Origin of the sequence: Enterococcus sp. E5-37 (genome assembly GCF_035726925.1) — a bacterium.
In the GTDB taxonomy this organism is placed as follows: domain Bacteria; phylum Bacillota; class Bacilli; order Lactobacillales; family Enterococcaceae; genus Enterococcus_B; species Enterococcus_B faecium.
Window position 1 is genome coordinate 165,366 of the sequence record NZ_JAPMLG010000001.1, and the last position, 18,827, is coordinate 184,192.

At 38.4% G+C, this 18,827-nt stretch carries 19 protein-coding genes and 1 tRNA gene; 14 read left to right on the top strand and 6 right to left on the bottom strand.

Features of this window, described 5'->3' with window-relative positions:
- Positions 1 to 3 precede the first annotated feature (3 nt).
- Both OS138_RS00765 and OS138_RS00770 read left to right on the top strand, forming a co-directional pair.
- Complete coding sequence (locus OS138_RS00765; protein ID WP_002295103.1) at positions 4 to 639, top strand: V-type ATP synthase subunit D; 636 nt, start codon at positions 4 to 6, stop codon at positions 637 to 639.
- Positions 640 to 668: 29 nt separating this feature from the next.
- On the top strand, positions 669 to 2,024 hold the full coding sequence (locus OS138_RS00770; RefSeq protein ID WP_002295106.1) for a TrkH family potassium uptake protein: 1,356 nt from the start codon (positions 669 to 671) through the stop codon (positions 2,022 to 2,024).
- A 191-nt stretch (positions 2,025 to 2,215) separates the two neighbouring features.
- Here the strand turns inward: OS138_RS00770 and OS138_RS00775 are convergent, their stop codons facing one another.
- Positions 2,216 to 3,610 carry an aminotransferase-like domain-containing protein gene (locus OS138_RS00775; RefSeq protein WP_002334118.1) on the bottom strand — a complete coding sequence of 465 codons (1,395 nt, stop codon included), beginning with the start codon at positions 3,608 to 3,610 and terminating at the stop codon, positions 2,216 to 2,218.
- Between the two features lie 91 nt (positions 3,611 to 3,701).
- On the opposite strand from OS138_RS00775, the gene OS138_RS00780 reads away from it, so the two are divergent.
- Both OS138_RS00780 and OS138_RS00785 read left to right on the top strand, forming a co-directional pair.
- Positions 3,702 to 4,673 (top strand): ornithine cyclodeaminase family protein, encoded by a 972-nt coding sequence (locus OS138_RS00780; RefSeq protein WP_002334119.1) that lies wholly within the window; start codon positions 3,702 to 3,704, stop codon positions 4,671 to 4,673.
- The gene (locus tag OS138_RS00785) at positions 4,670 to 5,452 is read left to right on the top strand and encodes a PhzF family phenazine biosynthesis protein (RefSeq protein WP_002295114.1); all 783 of its coding nucleotides are present in this window, start codon (positions 4,670 to 4,672) and stop codon (positions 5,450 to 5,452) included. Before OS138_RS00780 ends, OS138_RS00785 begins: the two co-directional genes overlap by 4 nt.
- A gap of 168 nt (positions 5,453 to 5,620) precedes the next feature.
- Here OS138_RS00785 and gloA read toward each other — a convergent pair whose 3' ends face one another.
- Positions 5,621 to 5,992 (bottom strand): lactoylglutathione lyase, encoded by a 372-nt coding sequence (gene gloA / locus OS138_RS00790; protein ID WP_002334120.1) that lies wholly within the window; start codon positions 5,990 to 5,992, stop codon positions 5,621 to 5,623.
- Between the two features lie 133 nt (positions 5,993 to 6,125).
- Between gloA and OS138_RS00795 the strand changes: the two genes are divergently transcribed.
- Positions 6,126 to 6,569: an NUDIX domain-containing protein gene (locus OS138_RS00795; protein WP_325069584.1), complete on the top strand. Its 444-nt coding sequence runs from the start codon at positions 6,126 to 6,128 to the stop codon at positions 6,567 to 6,569.
- A gap of 42 nt (positions 6,570 to 6,611) precedes the next feature.
- Here the strand turns inward: OS138_RS00795 and yidA are convergent, their stop codons facing one another.
- Genes yidA through OS138_RS00810 form a run of 3 tightly spaced genes read right to left on the bottom strand, consistent with a single transcriptional unit; the run spans position 6,612 to position 9,621 of the window.
- Positions 6,612 to 7,421 carry a sugar-phosphatase gene (gene yidA / locus OS138_RS00800; RefSeq protein WP_002333144.1) on the bottom strand — a complete coding sequence of 270 codons (810 nt, stop codon included), beginning with the start codon at positions 7,419 to 7,421 and terminating at the stop codon, positions 6,612 to 6,614.
- A gap of 18 nt (positions 7,422 to 7,439) precedes the next feature.
- Positions 7,440 to 8,807, bottom strand: a complete 1,368-nt coding sequence (locus OS138_RS00805; protein WP_002295121.1) for an HD domain-containing protein — start codon at positions 8,805 to 8,807, stop codon at positions 7,440 to 7,442.
- Positions 8,791 to 9,621 (bottom strand): lipoate--protein ligase family protein, encoded by an 831-nt coding sequence (locus OS138_RS00810; protein ID WP_002295123.1) that lies wholly within the window; start codon positions 9,619 to 9,621, stop codon positions 8,791 to 8,793. Before OS138_RS00810 ends, OS138_RS00805 begins: the two co-directional genes overlap by 17 nt.
- 162 nt (positions 9,622 to 9,783) lie before the next feature.
- Here OS138_RS00810 and OS138_RS00815 point away from each other — a divergent pair, with 162 nt between their 5' ends.
- From OS138_RS00815 to OS138_RS00835, 5 genes are all read left to right on the top strand, one after another.
- Positions 9,784 to 10,221: a DUF1934 domain-containing protein gene (locus OS138_RS00815; protein ID WP_002295125.1), complete on the top strand. Its 438-nt coding sequence runs from the start codon at positions 9,784 to 9,786 to the stop codon at positions 10,219 to 10,221.
- 75 nt (positions 10,222 to 10,296) lie between these two features.
- Positions 10,297 to 10,917, top strand: coding sequence for a DNA-directed RNA polymerase subunit delta (gene rpoE, locus OS138_RS00820; RefSeq protein ID WP_002292825.1), 621 nt, complete (start codon positions 10,297 to 10,299; stop codon positions 10,915 to 10,917).
- A gap of 188 nt (positions 10,918 to 11,105) precedes the next feature.
- On the top strand, positions 11,106 to 11,612 hold the full coding sequence (locus OS138_RS00825) for an RNA polymerase sigma factor (protein ID WP_002295126.1): 507 nt from the start codon (positions 11,106 to 11,108) through the stop codon (positions 11,610 to 11,612).
- A 16-nt stretch (positions 11,613 to 11,628) separates the two neighbouring features.
- Positions 11,629 to 12,528, top strand: a complete 900-nt coding sequence (locus tag OS138_RS00830; RefSeq protein ID WP_325069585.1) for an RsiV family protein — start codon at positions 11,629 to 11,631, stop codon at positions 12,526 to 12,528.
- Positions 12,529 to 12,614: 86 nt separating this feature from the next.
- Complete coding sequence (locus OS138_RS00835) at positions 12,615 to 13,499, top strand: polysaccharide deacetylase family protein (protein WP_002334122.1); 885 nt, start codon at positions 12,615 to 12,617, stop codon at positions 13,497 to 13,499.
- Between the two features lie 191 nt (positions 13,500 to 13,690).
- On the opposite strand, the gene OS138_RS00840 is transcribed toward OS138_RS00835, so the two are convergent.
- A tRNA-Arg gene (locus OS138_RS00840) sits at positions 13,691 to 13,762 on the bottom strand.
- 59 nt (positions 13,763 to 13,821) lie between these two features.
- On the opposite strand from OS138_RS00840, the gene rpoN reads away from it, so the two are divergent.
- From rpoN to OS138_RS00860, 4 genes are all read left to right on the top strand, one after another.
- Positions 13,822 to 15,156, top strand: coding sequence for an RNA polymerase factor sigma-54 (gene rpoN, locus OS138_RS00845; RefSeq protein WP_002297773.1), 1,335 nt, complete (start codon positions 13,822 to 13,824; stop codon positions 15,154 to 15,156).
- Positions 15,157 to 15,304: 148 nt separating this feature from the next.
- On the top strand, positions 15,305 to 16,396 hold the full coding sequence (locus OS138_RS00850) for a sugar-binding transcriptional regulator (RefSeq protein WP_002321448.1): 1,092 nt from the start codon (positions 15,305 to 15,307) through the stop codon (positions 16,394 to 16,396).
- A 40-nt stretch (positions 16,397 to 16,436) separates the two neighbouring features.
- Entirely contained in the window at positions 16,437 to 17,438 is a 1,002-nt protein-coding gene (gene gap / locus OS138_RS00855) for a type I glyceraldehyde-3-phosphate dehydrogenase (protein ID WP_002292818.1), read from the top strand.
- Positions 17,439 to 17,547: 109 nt separating this feature from the next.
- Positions 17,548 to 18,738 (top strand): phosphoglycerate kinase, encoded by a 1,191-nt coding sequence (locus OS138_RS00860; protein ID WP_002295135.1) that lies wholly within the window; start codon positions 17,548 to 17,550, stop codon positions 18,736 to 18,738.
- Positions 18,739 to 18,827 lie beyond the last annotated feature (89 nt).

Here is an 18,827-nt window from a genome sequence, read left to right on the forward strand (position 1 = left end):
CTGATGGCACGATTGAATGTGAATCCGACCCGCATGGAATTGACTCGATTGAAAAAACAGTTGACAACTGCCACAAGAGGGCATAAATTATTAAAAGATAAGCAAGATGAACTGATGCGTCAATTCATCCTGTTAATTCGAAAGAACAACCAGCTGCGTCAAGAAATGGAAGAGTCTATGACAGAAGCAATGTCTGATTTTGTATTGGCAAATGCTTCGATCACGGAACCTTTCATCGAAGAATTATTTGTTTTGCCGGCGGAAAACGTTGATTTGTCTATCGTAGACAAAAATATCATGAGTGTAAAAGTACCTGTGATGAATTTTGAATATGATGAACAGCTGACAGACACACCTTTGGAATACGGGTATTTGAATTCCAGTGCCGAACTGGATCGGTCAATCGATCGGTTTACTACCCTGCTTCCAAAACTTTTGGAACTGACAGAAATCGAAAAAACTTGTCAACTGATGGCGAGTGAAATCGAAAAGACACGTCGGCGAGTCAATGCATTAGAATATATGACGATCCCTCAATTAGAAGAAACGATCTATTATATTCGTATGAAGCTGGAAGAAAACGAGCGCGCAGAAGTAACAAGGTTGATCAAAGTAAAAAATATGGGTACCACTGACTAAGTGGTATCCTTTTTTAAAAGAGGAAAACGATGATTAAACAAAGCAAACAAATAAAGAAACGCTTGCCGGCTGTTCAGCTTCTCGCATTAGGATTTTTTCTCCTGATTTTAGTTGGCGGCGGCCTACTTACCCTACCATTTTTTAGTAATAGTGGGCATGGGACAAATTTTATCGATGCACTTTTCACTGCAACTTCTGCTGTCTGTGTAACGGGATTGACAACATTGAATACAGCAGAGCATTGGAACAGTGCTGGTCAATTTTTGATCATGCTTTTGATTGAGATCGGCGGTCTTGGTTTTATGATGGTTCCGATTCTATGCTTTGCATTGATAAAGAAGAAAGTCAGTCTCAGCACACGTATTATATTAAAAGAAGCGCTGAATCTAGAAGAAGTATCAGGTGTGATGAAGCTCATGCTTTACATCCTGAAATTGGCCTTTGTGATCCAATTGATTGGTACGGTTGCTTTATCTTTTGTATTTGTGCCTGAATTTGGCTGGTTGAAAGGTATCTGGTACAGTTTATTCCATGCAATCTCTAGTTTTTGTAATGCAGGGTTTGATTTGTTAGGAGACAGTTTAGCCAATCACCAGCAAAATGTTTATTTGATCATGGTGGTATCTGCTTTGATCATTTCTGGTGGGTTAGGCTTCATCGTATGGCGTGATTTACTGGAATATCATCAGAAAAAGAAGATGACGATTCATTCAAAAATCGCATTAACCGTTACAGGTACCCTTTTATTAGGCGGATTCGTTGTGTTCTTTTTCACAGAGCGCAATGGGGCAACGCTAGTGGAAGGGAATATGTTTCAACGATTGGCAAACACCTTTTTTATGAGTGTGACACCTAGAACGGCTGGATATTATTCAGTTGATTACCTCCATATGAGCCATGCAGGTCTGATTTTAACGATGTTTTTGATGTACATCGGCGGAACATCTGGGTCGACGGCCGGCGGATTGAAAACAACTACGTTAGGTGTGTTGCTGATCCAGATGCGTTCGATGTTGAAAGGACGTACGAGAGCGGAAGCATTTGGCCGTACCATCCGACAAGGCGCAGTGTTGCGGGCACTTACTTTATTTTTTGTTACGTTGACGTTGTGTGTAGTCGCCATCATGATTTTATCGGTGACTGAAACGATACCTAAAACTTCTGGCATCGAATATATTGCTTTTGAGGTCTTCTCTGCATTTGGTACAGTAGGTCTTACGATGGGATTGACGCCAGACTTGACTGCAATAGGGAAATTGATCATTATAGCGCTTATGTACATTGGACGAGTTGGTGTATTGACTGTGGTCTTCTCTCTGATGACAAAAGCACAAAGAACACAATCAAAATACAAATATCCAGAAGAAAGTGTCATGATTGGATAATTTCATCTTCTGACAGAAACCTAGTGATTTATTAAAATAAGAAAATAAAATAATTTTTCTTGCTTCTTGGATACTTTAAGTGCAAAATGTTCGTTTATTTTTTGAGGCACTACCCGTTGTTGAACCTCGGGTAGTGCCTCTTTTTTATTGAAAGGAATCAATAAGATTTGATTCCTTTATTTATCAATAGGTTATAATTCATATTTTTTTATTTTTTCTTTTACGATACTTAGTCCAGAAGCTAAAATTTCAAGGTTATTAGAGGATAGGGAAATTCGAACGAATGCATCTGGTTGCGCACGTGTAGTAAAGCGTCTGGAATGATAAAGTCGGATACCGTTAGCAAGAAAGTCATTCTCAATTATCTTAGGGTCAATCTCAGGATCAACTGGAAGAATTCGATAGTAAGGGACACGATTCGTTGGTTTTTCTACTTTGAAAAGAGAATCAAAAAGCTGATTGGCTCTTTTCGTAAGACTTAATTTAGTTTCTAAGATCCTATTTGCTTCATTTGAATGGAGGATTTGAGTGATGACTTCCACATCTAATCCAGAAGTTTTCACATTTATATTAAAAATTGCTTGTTCTATCTTGCTTTGGACATGTACTGGAACTACAAGATAAGCAACTCGCAATCCAGAACAAATAAATTTTGTCATTCCAGCTAAGTAGATTGTTTGGTTAGGTAATAATTTTTGGAAAGGAGGAATGATCGTATGTTGATAGTGAGTTGTTAAAAATGAATGGATATCATCTTCAATAACCCATAGACCTTCTTTTTCAATCACTTCGGCTAATTGCTCTCGTCTTTTGTGAGAGATTTGAAACCCTATAGGATTATTACAAGAAGGCATAAGGAAGACACCATGAATCTTCTTTTTTCTACATTCCTGAATCAATATATCAGGTCGCATTCCTTGCTCGTCAAAATCAATTGGAACGATCTCTAAATGATATAACTGAGCCAATTCAATGAAATTAGCGTATGTATATCGGTCTGTTGCTATTCTATCACCTGGAGAGAAAAGTGCAGAAAGTGTGATAGCCAATCCATTTTGAACACCGGAAACAATAGATAGAGATTCTAAGGACGGAATGACTCCTTGAGTTTCTAACCAATTTGCTGCAGTAGTCAATTGAAAATTTGTGCCTTTGGGATCTTGGTAATTAAGCAAACCAACAAGATTTGGGTTATTACTAGTTGATTGAATAAACGGGACAACGAATTTATTACATTCTTCAAAAGAACTAACCAGACCAAAATCAATGATATGTTCGGTTACTTCATTGGTAGAGATGGTGATGGACTCAAAGACATTGGGAGAAATAAATGTGCCACTTCCAATATTCGTATACAGCAAACCTTTCTCAATTCCATATTTATAAGCCTTGCCAACGGTAGTAAAATTTAAATCTAAATAATCAGCTAGCTCTCTTTGGGAGGGTAACTGAGTGTTTTTCTGTAATTTATTCTTTAAAATATCTTGTTCTAATTGTTGAATCAACGATCGATAATAAGGACGCTTCAATTTTTGTTTGTCTGGTCGCCAAGTTAACGGGTAATTGTCATAAGAATTAATAGGCATTTTCTCCACTCCTTAAAATTGTATACCATACAATTTTACCATTGATTGTATTGATTTTAGAAGTTAATCTTTTGTGAGGAGGGAATTGTCTATGAAAATTATTAATTTTGAGGAAGTAGTAGCTTCTTTTAGTTTTGAAGAAGCGATTCAAGTAATGAAAAAATGTTTTTTTGATTATGAAAGTGGTAAAATCAGCCAAAATCCTCGATTGGTGGAAATTTTACCTGACGGAAAAGACAAAAATATGTTTGCGATGATGCCTGCTTATTTGGGGGAGAACAGATATTTTGGAACAAAAGTCATTACCGCTTTTCCGGATAATCATCAGTATCATTTACCTTCTCATTTAGGAGAGATTTTCTTGTTTGATGCTCAAAACGGACTACCCAAAGCATTGATAAACGCAAATGCAGTCACCTGGATTCGAACAGCTGCTGTATCTGCGCTGGCAACAGATTACTTAGCAAATCCGCATGCAGAAACACTTGCTTTAATTGGAGCTGGTCAACAAGCATTGTCGCATTTGACTGCGATTTCTACCATTCGTCCCATCACTACAGTGTTTGTTTACGATATTTTAGAAGAAAGACGAAATACTTTTATCGCTAAAGCTAAAAAACAGTATCCTAAAATAACGTTTATAAATGCAATATCAGTAGAAGATGCAGTACGTCCAGCGGAAATCATTTGTACGTTGACCTCTAGTAAAGAGGCATTTCTTCAAAAAGAGTGGGTAAGGGAAGACGCACATATCAATGCTGTGGGCACATTTACTCCTGATACAAGAGAGATAAGTACATCGTTGATGGAAACTTCTCAAATCTATGTAGATGATTACTCAGCTGCCTTAACAGAAAGCGGGGACCTGCTTATAGCCATGGCAGAAGGAGATTTAGAGGAATCTTGTATTGTTGGTACATTAGGCGAATTAGTTTCTGAGAAAAAAACATTTTATAAAGGAGAATCGAGGCCGACGATTTTCGACGCAGTTGGTCTAGCTATTGAAGATCTTTGTTGTGCAGAATATATTTATAACAAATTAGAGAAAGGGGCTTTAAAATGAACTTAGATTATTACGTAGTTGATGCATTTGCAGATGAGGTGTTCAAAGGAAATCCAGCAGCGGTTTATGTGCTAGAAGAATGGCTGCCAGAAGGTACGATGCAAAAAATTGCCATTGAAAACAATTTATCTGAAACAGCATTTACAGTGAAGAAAAACCAAGAATTTGAGCTTAGATGGTTTACGCCAGATCGAGAAATCGATCTTTGTGGTCACGCGACATTAGCAACAGCATTTGTTTTATTTAACTATTACAAAATACCTGATGAAACGATTAAATTTTCTACTCAAAGCGGTAATCTATTTGTGACAAGAATTAAAGATTATTATTACATGGATTTTCCTAGTATTATGCCGAAAAAAGTGCCGATATTGTCTGAATATGAAGAAGCGATTGGGGCTAAGATTAAAGAAGCCTACTTAGCGCGTGATTTATTTTTCGTATTAGAAGATGAAAAAACGGTGGCTAAATTGCAGCCAGATTTTACAGCTATCAAAAATTTTGAATTAGGAATAGGAGTCATCGTGACAGCAGAAAGTGTGCAAAAAGACTTTGTTTCTAGAACCTTCTTTCCAAAATTAACAATCAATGAAGATCCAGTATGTGGATCAGCACATTCTAATCTTATTCCTTATTGGGCAGAAAGAATGAATAAAACAAAATTGTCAGCTTATCAAATGTCATCAAGGGGCGGGGATCTAGAATGTGAATTAAAAGAAGATCGTGTGATAATAGGAGGAAAAGCAGTTTTGTTTTCTAAAGGTACCTCGTTTATTTGATTTCTTTCAAATGAATTAAAAATAAATTGGTGGAGAGTGGCAGCCTTATAGCTACAATGGTTGTTAAAAAAAGACGCAAACTTTTTCAATTTAATGAAAAGTTTGCGTCTCATTTTAATTATTGGTGTTTGTTTTTTATTCAATCAAGAGTAAAATGCCCCATACTAACTATCCTCGGATGACTTCGATTTTATAACCATCAGGGTCAATGACAAAGTAGTAAGAAGGCGCAGTGCCAGGTAATCCTTTTAAGTCAGTAATCTCAAGACCAGCAGCTTTATGTTGCTCGTGTAATTTTTCTAGATCATCAGCTACAATAGCGATATGACCATAGCCGTCTCCTAGATCATACGCACCATGATCATAGTTGTAAGTCAACTCTAATTCATAGTCATCCCCAGGAAGTGTCAAATAAACAAGTGTAAATTTGTTTTCTGGAAAATCACGGCGGCGGCTTTCTTCAAAACCAAATGCCTTTTGATAAAACTCGATTGATGCTTCAAGATCTTTCACTCGAACACATGTGTGAGCCATTTTCATAGATTCATCTCTCCTTTTCCTTTTACTCAATCATAACAAAAAGAAGTAAGGAAATAGTTGATTTGTGCTTGTTCATGAGAAATTTCTCATGTAAAATGGATAGAAAATAAAACTGTTAAGGTGGAAACTATTCATGGATAAACAAATTTTTGGTGAAAAAAAGCAATTTGCTGATTATCAAACCCGTTATGCAGCATATATTGTCATAGAAAGAGATCAGCAGATTGCAGTAATCGAGGCTCCAAATGGTGCTTTTTTTCTTCCTGGCGGGGAAATTGAAGGAGAAGAGACGAAAGAAGAAGCGATTGTCCGTGAGCTGATAGAAGAAATGGGAATTGTGGCAGAAATTTCTTCTTATCTGGGAGAAGCTGATGAGTATTTTTACTCGAATTATCGTGCAACTTATTATTATAATCCAGGATATTTCTTTGTTGCTGATTCTTGGAAGCGTATAGGAGAACCAACTGAAAAGACCAATAAAATTTGGTGGGTGAGCCCTCAAGAAGCGCTTGTGAAATTGAAACGTGGTAGCCACCGATGGGCAGTCGAGAGATGGATCGAAAAAAATAAAAACTGAAAGAAAGCGAGTAGATCAGCTTTCTCTCAGTTTTTTTATTTATTACAGTACATATTTTTTGATTGCTTCAGCTACACCGTGCTCGTCGTTTGATGAAGTGATGACATTTGCTGCTTCTTTGACAAGAGAAACGGCATTTCCCATTGCTACTCCTAGACCAGCATATTCAATCATGGATAAGTCGTTCTCGTTATCTCCGATAGCCATGATTTCATCTTGATCAATACCAAGGTGCTGGGCGAGATTCGCAACTGCCGCACCTTTACTTGCTTCTTTATTTAGTACTTCGAAGTAATAGGGCGCACTTTTGACCGTTGTGTATTTATCACGGAAAGTTTGCGGTAAACGCGCAATTGCTGCATCTAAAATTTTTGGTTCGTCGATCATCATCATTTTGACGATGTTCATGTCTGGTGTCATTTCTTCAGGTGTTCGATATTTTAGCGGCATCTTGACTAAACTTGCTTCGTGGATCGTATAAGCGCTGATATCTCGATTAGGCGTGTAGATCGCTTTGTCATCGATCGAATGGAGATGACTGCCGACACGGCGTGCCATCACTTCGATCTCTAGGAAATCTTCATGAGTCAGTCCGTGACGGGCGATGATTTTACCTGATTTCGTTTGTTGTACGAGTGCCCCGTTATAAGTAATAACGTAATCATTATCTTGAAAAAGGTTCAACTCGTTTAACTGTTCCTGGACACCTGGTAAGGGACGGCCAGTGCATAAAACGATCGAAACACCTTTTGCAACAGCAGCGGCAATCGCTTCTTTTACTTCTTTTGTTACTTCTCTTTTCTCATTTAATAAAGTACCATCGATGTCGATAGCGACTAGTTTGATAGACATAATTTCCTCCAATATATTTTAATTTATTTCAATCAATGCGCCATTACGGATATGGCTGGCAAATTCTTGATAAGTTTCGTCAAATAAATCATAATGATCACGCAAGGACGGATCAACCATTTCTTTTGGAAAGAAAAATCGCTCATCTCCTTGTTCTTGTCCCGCTAATGCAGCAACAAGCTGACTAACCTGTGATAATTCTATCAAAGTTCCGTCATTTCGCAAAATCTCGATTTGTGTGCGATGTCTGCCTTGTTCTGGGCGATAAAAATCATAAGGTAGATCGTAGCTAGAATTCACAGCAGTGTAATAAACAGGATTATATCCGACCTTTTCTACTAACAAAGTGAGTTCTTGGACTAATTTTGAATCCCGGTTGCCAGAAAAAGTAGCAGATTTCAGTGGTTTACGATTCAAAAAACGTTTAGCTAAATCATTTAAAATAGGATCAGCAGATTCAGACCATTGAGTAAAGTAAGTGCCCAAGACCCCATCATCAAGTTTGAGGTATTCTTCTAAAGTAAAGCTTCCGTCAAGAAATGGCAGAAGTAATTGAGAATGGAGTTCAAAACTGCTGGCATCTTCTTGATACAACTCGTGTGCGCGATGAAGCAGATGCTCCAAAATCACTTCCATACCGCGGGAAACAGGATGGAAGTACACTTGCACATACATTTGATATCGGCTAACGATATAATCTTCCACTGCATGCATGCCACTCATGGAAAAAGCGATCCCGCCTTCATAAGGACGAATCACACGTAATATTCGGGTAAGATCAAATGTTCCATATTCTGTTCCAGTGAAATAAGCATCCCGAAGCAAATAGTCCATTCGATCCGCATCGATCTGACTAGAAATCATTTGGACAACTTGTGGGTTGGGGTAAGTTTTTTGGATTACACTAGCTACCTTTTCAGGAAAACCTTCTTCTACTCGGTTAAGAATCTGATACACTTCTGTTTCTGGAGAAGTGATGATCTCTACAGTGATGGCTTCATGATTCGTATGGAAGATATGTTCAAATGTATGAGAGTAAGGACCATGACCGACATCATGCAACAGTGCCGCACATAAAGTCACCAGCCGTTCCTGATCATCCCAGCCTCCGTTGCCTATTTTTTCTTTTGAAAAATTTCGAGAAAAGATATCGCAGATTCGTCTTGAAATCTCATAAACGCCTAATGAATGAGTAAAACGGCTATGTTCTGCTCCGTGAAAAGTGAAAGAAGAAGTGCCTAATTGTTTAATGCGTCGTAGACGTTGGACTTCTTTCGAATTGATCAAATCTAAGATTACTTGATGCTGGACATGGATATAGTTATGGACTGGATCACGAAAAACTTTTTCCATAGGCAGCATTTGATATTTATAAGGGGTTGTCATAATGTAGCTCCTTTATGTTATTACGTTGTTCCATTCTCTGGATTTGGTTGTTCCATTGCTCCAGCTGGATTTCTTTTTTTAGCCAGTCGGTAGAATCCTGTAAATCACTTGCAGAATACAGCTTTTCAAAAGCTTTTGCAAATGCTTCTTTGACTTCTTTTACAAAAAGGGGTTGGTCAAGCAGTTCTTCAAGTGTTGCCATTGTAGCAGGATCCACTGCAGGATAGCCATTTGTACCAAAGTCTTCTTTTAAAGCAGATTGATAAAATCGCTTCATGACTTGCCCACGTTTTTCCTGATTACCGTTGACACTTAAGTACATCATAACAGAAATCCCATTTTTGATCCGACGCTGAGCGATACCGGCAAATTTTTTGCCATGGATGCTTAAATCATAAGTTCCAGGACAATAAGAATGGGTGATTTCGAATGCTTGGATCGGTGCCTTTGGAAAAGCGTATTTAGTCAATAGGAGCATTTGCTCGTAAGCGTCATCTATGGTTATTTTTTTTGTGTCACTTTGGGGGAAAATCAAAGAAATATTCAAAATTCCTTCATCTGATACGATCCCTAATCCACCTGAATTTCTGATCACTGGAGCGTAACCTGCATCTTTCAGTGTTTGGATCCCGTCACTTAGAAAAGGAGTTCGAACATCCTTCATACCTAAGATGACTGTGCAGTCATATTGCCAGAAATGTAAAAAGATTTGCTGGTGTTCTTTAGAATATTCCGTTAATATATCTGTTAATGCAAAAGGGGAAAAGTCGTTTTTTTGATAAATGTGCTGATCTAGTCGAATCGCAGGGTTCATTCAACCGGCTCCTTTGTATAAATTCATATTTTCTACAATATTATACTCTAAAATCAAAGAGTTGTTTTGGAAAAAAGGTTTTCTGTAAAAATGGACAAGTTGGTTGACAAAACAAAAGAAACTAGGAACAATGTAGCTATGAGAAGTAAAGGAGAATGAATAATGGAATTATCACAAGGAACACCGATTTCAATCAAATTGCGTACAAAAGTAAAACAGCAAGGGGAAGTGCAAGATTTTTATTTTGATTTGAAAGGGCAAATGGTGACAATTGGCGATACGCTGTACATACGTTATAAAGAGATTCAGGAGGAGACGGGCGATGAGATTCCTGTAACGATCAAATTAGTTCCAGATGGTCATGTACAGCTGATCCGTGCAGGAGAAATGCGGATGCGTTTGAAATTTGGCTATAAAGAACGGTTAGAAACATCCTATCGAACACCATACGGTATGATCCAGATTGCTACTTTTACGAAAGAACTGCATGTTAGTTTGAAAGACCGTCCCACAGCAGGGAAGGTTCGAATCGATTATGATCTGTTCATGGGACCGGAAAAAATCGGCGAATATTATTTGACCTTGGATTTTACAGCGTAAATATAAAAGAAAAGTTTGATTTTTTGTGTCTGATTTTGTATGATAAGGAGTAGACTGTGAAAGGACGTGTCCTGATTGGAAATTAGTGTATTTGAAGGTGCAAACAAAAGCGAATTATCAATGATCGAAGTAGCACACGCGATCTTAGAACAACGTGGCGATGTCATGGATTTTTCTGATTTAGCTAACCAGATCCAAAACTATCTTGGGAAATCAGACAGTGAAATTCGTGATTCACTCGCACAATTTTATACTGACTTGAATATTGACGGCAGCTTTATCTCATTAGGGGATAATCGTTGGGGCTTGCGTTCATGGTATGCTATCGATTCGATCGATGAAGAAGTAAACCATGGAATGGACGAAGAGGATGAAGATACTCCACGTCGCCGTAAACGCAAGAAAGTCAACGCCTTTATCAATGATGATGAAGACGCGATCGATTACAATGACGATGACCCAGAAGATACAGATCTGACAGAAGAAGATGACGATGATCTGTTTGATGACGATGATGATGAAGATGAAGAAATCGCTGCTTATAATTCTGACTTGCAAGAAATCGGAGCAGATGACCCGACAGATGATGAAGAAGACTTGCCAGGAAATATCGAAGAAGATTTAAGTATCATAGACGAAGACGATGATGATGAAGATTATGAAGAGGAAGAATTTTCTGACTCTGAAAAAGAATAAACATTATTTTCTTACGAGAGGTTGTGACAGAGACGATCAGCCTATCAGAATAAGGAGGTGTGACACGATTTTTGTCACACCTTCTTTTTTGTATATAAAAATCCCAAGTAAATACATAAAAAATAAAAAAATTGAAACTTTTAGCGCACCTTGTACGTCATATTAAGTGAGGCAGAAAGGAGTGGAGAATGATTTTTACTGGATATAAGAAAAAACGGCAGATCGAAAAATACCGTCACCTGCTGAATGGACTCATCGAAACTGATTATCAAAAAATGTTCCGTATCACGATGAATTACGTACATGATAAAGAAGAGGCCTTAGATGTGATGCAAGATAGTTTTCATAAAGCCCTGAACTATTTTGAAAAAGAAAAAGAGATCGAGCATTTTAGTGCATGGTTTTATCGGATATTGATCCGCACGGCATTAGATAGTTGGCGCAGACAAAAAAGGACGCCTGTGGACTTATTTGAAATTCAAGATATCCCCCAACAGTTACCTTTAGAAACTTCCGTTGCAGAGCTCCATATGATTTTAGATAAAATAGACAGTCCGGAAAAAGAGATTCTGATCCTCTACTTTTTTGAAGGATTTCGTTTGAAAGAAATTGCAACTATCTTGGATATGAATGAAAACACAGTTAAAACGAAAATGTACCGCTCATTGAATGCTTTACGTCAAATCCTAGAATGAAGGAGAGAAGAGTGCCATGTATTCCCAAAAAGAAAATTTAAAAAAACTAAAGAAAACTTATAAAGAACAAGCAATTCCCAAAGGGCTTAAAGAGGAGATCCGCCAGCGTTTTATTATCGAAGAGCAATCATTTATAAAAGCAAGGCGGAGAAAGAGACGTCTCCAAGGGTTCGGAGTATCTTTGGCTATCGTAGTGATTACAACAAGTAGCCTTCTTTTTAATAGTCAAGTTCGAAGCTTTGCAGAAGATTTACCCATCTTAGGATCAGTCATTGAATTGATCTTAGGCGAACGCTTTACTGATCGATCTGAAAAAATCGATATTCAGGTACTGAAGATCAATACACAAAATGAGAAAGAAAATAAAACAATTCATGGATTAAATCAAAAATACTTTCGCGAAGGACAAGCAGATTTTGAAAAAGCTGAAAAAGAATATGGAAATTTTGAAACGGATCATTACCAAGTTTTGGGAGATTATCAGAAAATCGTAGACGATAACCGGTTTCTCGTGATTGAAAGGCAGATCACCCAAACAGCAGCAGATAGCCATGTTGAAAAAAGATACGACACAATCGACAAGAAAAACAGTGTCCAGCTCTCACTTCCACTTTTATTCAAAGATGACACCTATCTATCTGTTTTGACAAAAGAAGTCAAACGGCAGATGGCCGAACAAGTCAAGGAAGATCCATCTAAGTACTATTGGACTGAGCAAGATATTCAAGAAGGGACGATAGAAAAACCAACACTTGTTACGCCTACACGAAGTTTTTATTTGAACAAAGAGCATCAATTAGTTTTGACTTTTTCTCAATACGAAATTGCTCCTGGTTATATGGGTACACCAGAATTTGTCATTCCTAAGTCCGTGACAAAAACGATTTTGGCATCGGAAGATTATTTGGATCATTAGACGAGAAGTAGTTGCGACTAGCAGTTTCAATTTTCAAGTAAGTACAAGTAAATAATAAGAAGAGAAAAAGAGAAAGAAGAGATATAGTGAAAAGAAATTATTTAGTTATCAGTATTATTGCTTTATCCGTGCTTTTGTTTTTCGAAATTACTTCGGTGGCCTCCTTGATCACCGAAGTAAAAGGACAAACACACTCTTCGGAGCATTCGTCACAATCTTTCAAACAATCAGAACAATCAACCATTAAAAGCCAATCAACTGAAACAGCTAACGTCAAAGAAGCCATTCAAGAATCAGCGAAAAAGGTACAAAGTCAGTCATCACAATCAACACAAGACAGTACAAAAACGAGCCGAGATACGGCTGTCAAAAGTATTGCCATCAGCTTTGATGATGGACCAGGAGCGACCACAACGCCGCAGCTTCTGCGAATCTTAAAAGAAAAAAACGTGCATGCCACTTTTTTCGTCTTAGGAGAAAATACGGCGCAACATCCTGAAATCGTGAAGCAGACAGCTGAAGCAGGGCACGAGATTGGCAATCACACATACGATCATCAGAATCTGGCCACTCTTTCTGCCCAGTCGATGACGGAGGAAGTGACGAAAGCAGACACTGAGATCAAAAAAGTCACTGGCAAAACCCCCACTTTTGTTCGTCCGCCCTATGGTTCTGTCACGAATGTAGGAGCAACGATCATCCAGCGACCGATCATCGAATGGTCTGTTGATTCAGAAGATTGGAAGACAAGAAATCCTGACTTGATTTTGCAGAAGATCCAAGCAACAGTATACGATGGGGCAATTATTTTATTCCATGATATCTATCCTGAAACGATTCGTGCCGTTCCTCAAGTGATCGATTATCTGAAAGAGCAAGGCTATCGCATCACGACAGTGGGGGATTTATTAGGACATCCAACGGCTGTCGAGAACTACTATGGCAGAAACGATCATCGGCCAGTTCAGTAAGTGAGACAAGTATCTTTAATAAATAACACATTTTAATAAGTAGTTGAACACATAACTACCTTACTTGCAAAGGCTTAACAATATCTATACAGATACAACAAAAAACTGTCCACCAATTTTCTTTGGCGGACAGTTTTCACTTAAAAATAAAGAAGCAACTATTCGTAAATTATGCTAAAATAGCAGTAGAACGCGTCCTGAGGGAATCGAACCCCCGTCTCAAGAACCGGAATCTTACGTGATATCCACTACACTAAGGACGCAAGCACTGGGATAATTGTAACTAAACAGATAAAAAATTACAAGGGGATTGGACAAAAAAATGAAATTTGAGCAAAATTTTTCACAAAAACAGCAGCAGACACAGAAACTAGCCATGACGCAACAGTTGCAACAGTCCATCCAAGTTTTACAATATAACAGTGAGGAGCTGTTGGCATTCGTTGAGAATCAAGCAATGGAAAATCCATTGGTGGAAGTTGTTGAGCCGGAATGGCAGCCAGATTACATAAAAGCTTCTTCATCTTCTTATGAAGGAGAAGAGACAAATTACCTAAATCAGATTCCTGATACAAAAGGGTCTTTATTTGATTCATTGATCGAACAAGTCCATTTGAATTACCGAGATACTTTTTTGAGGAAAATCGTTCTTTATCTTGTAGAATACATCGATTTGAACGGATTTTTGACGATTAGTTTAGAAGAAGCCGGAAAAGAGATTGGAGCTACGCCTATCCAAATGCTCGATGCGTTGACTCTGATTCAGCAATTAGAACCAGCTGGAGTAGGTGCACGTAGTTTGCAAGAATGTCTCATGCTTCAAACAGAACGAGATGATTATGCGCCGGAATTAGCTTATATCGTGTTGGAAGAATGTTTTGAGGAACTGGTGGAGCGAAAATGGAAAGAAATCGCACAACGTTTTTCTGTTGATCTACATGCTGTTCAGCAGATATTCGACTATTTACAAACGTTGAGTCCAAGCCCTGGCCGGATTTTCGACCGTAGCAGCGAATTGTACATTATTCCTGATGTCCGGGTATTAGTGGACGACGATAAAAATGTACAAGTTATCTCAAACCGAAAAAATCAGCCAAATATACGCTTTCAAGAGAGTTACTTCAAACAAATGTCACAACAAGCAGATAAAGAAACTGAAAATTATTTAAAAGAACGGAAACAGGAATTCGAATGGTTGAAGAAAACGATCCTCCAACGTGGGGATACAATTTTGCGGGTTGCTCAAGTCATTGTTTCCCGGCAAAAAGCTTTCTTTATCGACAAGGAACGTCCAATCAAGCCTCTTACGTTAAAGGAAGTTGCAACTGAGATAGATGTGCATGAATCCACGGTCAGTCGTGCAGTCAACGGGAAATATTTGGAAACAGATTTCGGTGTATTTGAATTAAAAAAATTTTTCACTACACGAATTCCTACGAATAGTACAGAACAGACAGAAGACCTTTCAGCAGATACAGCGAAGAAAAAGCTGCAGGAATTAGTCGATCAAGAAGACAAAAACAAGCCGTTGTCTGACCAGAAATTGGTTGAATTGCTGAAAAAAGACGAGATAGTAATCTCAAGAAGAACAGTAGCAAAATATCGTGATTTATTAGGAATCCCGAGTTCATCAAAAAGAAAACGTTATGATAACTAATCAGTCAAAAGACTAGAAAAAGTATTTCACTTTTTCTAGTCTTTTTAGTTGAAAAACGAGAAAAAAACTGTTAGACTTACAGTCGTGAGGTTGAGATTTCCCTTTATTGATGTGAAATTTGAATAGTTAATTTCTTTTTTTATCGTATATGGGTCGTTTTAAGTCTACATTGGACGTAAAGTGTCCAACTAAGGAGATCGCTATGCTGGATGAAATAAAAATGATTGAATCTGTTGCACCAGATATTATCGAAGTGTTGCAAGAACGCTATAAAATTTTACGAAATATCTATTGGATGCAGCCGATTGGACGTCGAAGTTTATCGGAAAGTATGGGGATCACAGAACGAGTATTACGAACAGAAACAGACCTTTTGAAAAATCTGAATTTGATCGACACCTCAAAAAGCGGTATGACGCTGACAACTAAGGGCGAAGAAGTTTATCAAAGCCTTGAAAACTTCATGGATCAGCTTTTAGGTACGCATCAAACCGAACAACAGTTGGCAGAATATTTTGGTAACCAACGCTGTATCGTTGTTTCAGGAAACAGCGAAGAGCAGACCAAAGTGGCTGATGCATTCGGCGAAGCGCTGAGCGAAGCCCTAGACCGACTACTTCCAGAAGGCGAGAATATCATCGCTGTGATGGGAGGAACTACTATGGCTGTGGTAGCCGAACAATTGTCTAATCTGGAAAATAAGAAACGGCATAACCTGTTTGTCCCTGCAAGAGGCGGGATTGGTGAAGCGATAACTGTACAGGCAAATTCTGTCAGTGCAAGAATGGCTGCTAAAGCAAACGGTAACCACCGTGCACTTTATGTTCCGGAACAATTAAGTCTGGCAACTTACAATTCTTTACTCAATGAGCCATCTATCCAAGAAGTCTTAAACTTGATTAGTGAAGCGAATTGTGTTATTCATAGTATTGGGCGTGCATTACACATGGCAGCACGTCGTAAGATGACTGAAAAAGAATTAGTCATGCTGAAACAAGCAAATGCTGTTGCGGAATCTTTTGGCTACTTTTTCAATGAAAAAGGTGAAGTCGTTTATAAGGTCCCTAGAATCGGCATAGAATTGCAAGATTTGGAAAAAGTCCCGATCATCATGGCAATCGCGGGCGGAAAATCAAAAGCCAAAGCAATTCGAGCTTATATGAAAAATGCACCAAAACAAACGTGGCTCATCACTGATGAAGCTGCTGCAAATGAGATTTTAAAAGGGGTAACCCTTTAAAATAAATATTTTTTTGATTTTCATAAGGAGGAAATCTTAAATGACAGTTAAAGTAGGTATTAATGGTTTTGGACGTATTGGACGTCTAGCATTCCGTCGTATCCAAGATGTAGATGGAATCGAAGTAGTAGCAATCAACGACTTGACAGATGCTAAAATGTTGGCACACTTGTTAAAATACGACACAACTCAAGGACGTTTCAACGGAACAGTTGAAGTTCATGAAGGTTCATTCAACGTAAACGGAAAAGAAGTTAAAGTATTAGCTAACCGCAACCCAGAAGAATTACCATGGGGCGAACTAGGCGTAGATATCGTTCTAGAATGTACTGGTTTCTTCACTTCTAAATCAGCAGCTGAAAAACATTTAACAGCTGGTGCTAAACGCGTTGTTATCTCTGCTCCTGGCGGAAACGATGTTCCAACAATCGTTTATAACACAAACCACGAAACATTAACTGGTAAAGAAACAGTTATCTCAGGTGCTTCATGTACTACTAACTGTTTAGCTCCTATGGCTAAAACATTGAACGACAAATTTGGTGTTGTTGAAGGATTAATGACAACTATCCACGCTTACACAGGTGACCAAATGACTCTAGACGGACCTCATCCTAAAGGTGACTTCCGCCGTGCACGCGCTGCTGCTGCAAACATCGTTCCTAACTCAACAGGTGCTGCTAAAGCTATCGGTTTAGTAATTCCTGAATTGAACGGTAAATTAGACGGAGCTGCTCAACGTGTTCCTGTACCAACAGGTTCATTAACAGAATTAGTAACAGTTCTTGAAAAAGAAGTAACTGTTGACGAAATCAATGCAGCAATGAAAGAAGCTTCAAACGAATCTTACGGATACAACACAGACGAAATCGTTTCTTCAGATATCGTTGGTATGACTTACGGTTCATTATTTGATGCTACACAAACTAAAGTAATGACAGTTGGCGACAAACAATTAGTTAAAACTGTTGCTTGGTACGACAACGAAATGTCATACACTGCACAATTAGTACGTACTTTAGAATACTTCGCTAACTTATAAGATAGACAAACGTACAAGTGTAAATTATAGACATGTACATTTAAAAGCGGGGAAGCAATCGCGCTTCTTCCGCTTTTTTTGATAATAAGTTTATTCAGGAGGAAATAAAATGGCTAAGAAAACAGTGAAAGATATCGATTTAAAAGACAAAAAAGTTCTTGTCCGTGTTGACTTCAACGTTCCTTTGAAAGACGGCGTGATCACTGACGACACTCGTATCAAAGCAGCATTGCCAACAATCAACTACGTTCTAGAACAAGGCGGAAAAGCAATCCTTTTCTCTCACCTTGGACGTGTAAAAACAGAAGAAGATAAAGAAGGAAAATCTTTAGCTCCAGTTGCAAAACGTCTAGGCGAATTATTAGGTAAAGAAGTAACATTCGTACCTGAAACTCGCGGAGAACAATTAGAAGAAGCAATCCGCAACATGAATGACGGCGACGTTGTCGTATTCGAAAATACACGATTTGAAGATATTGACGGTAAAAAAGAAAGCAAAAATGATACAGAACTAGGTAAATACTGGGCTTCATTAGGCGATGTATTTGTTAACGATGCTTTCGGTACAGCTCACCGTGCACATGCTTCTAACGTAGGTATCGCTTCAACTGGTATCCCAACAGTTGCTGGATTCTTGATGGAAAAAGAAATCAAGTTCATCGGTGAAGCAGTAGAAGAACCAAAACGACCAATGATTGCAATCCTTGGTGGCGCAAAAGTTTCTGATAAAATCGGCGTAATCGAAAACTTGATTCCTAAAGCAGATAAAATCTTGATCGGTGGCGGAATGACTTACACATTCTACGAAGCAAAAGGAATCAAGATCGGTAACTCTCTAGTAGAAGCTGATAAAGTGGAACTAGCAAAAGAATTAATCGAAAAAGCAGGCGACAAACTTGTCTTGCCAATCGACAATGTCTGTGCACCAGAATTTTCAAATGATGTTGAAACACAAGTAATCGAAGGAGACATTCCTGATGGTTTGATGGCTTTAGACATCGGCCCAGCATCAGTAAAATTATTTGCTGATACATTACAAGGTGCAAAAACAGTTGTTTGGAACGGACCTATGGGTGTATTTGAAATGAGTAACTTTGCTAAAGGTACAATCGGTGTTTGTGAAGCAATCGCTAACTTAGAAGGCGCAACAACAATCATCGGTGGCGGAGACTCAGCCGCAGCAGCAGAACAATTAGGATTTGCTGACAAATTCACACACATCTCAACAGGTGGCGGCGCAAGCTTGGAATTGCTTGAAGGTAAAGAATTACCAGGACTAGCAGCAATCAACGATAAATAAACGACCAAGTTTGCTCAATTCTGACGAGTAATCGATCAAAAGGTGAAGGGAGTTTTCATGACTCCCTAGCCATTTTTCAATAAATTAAG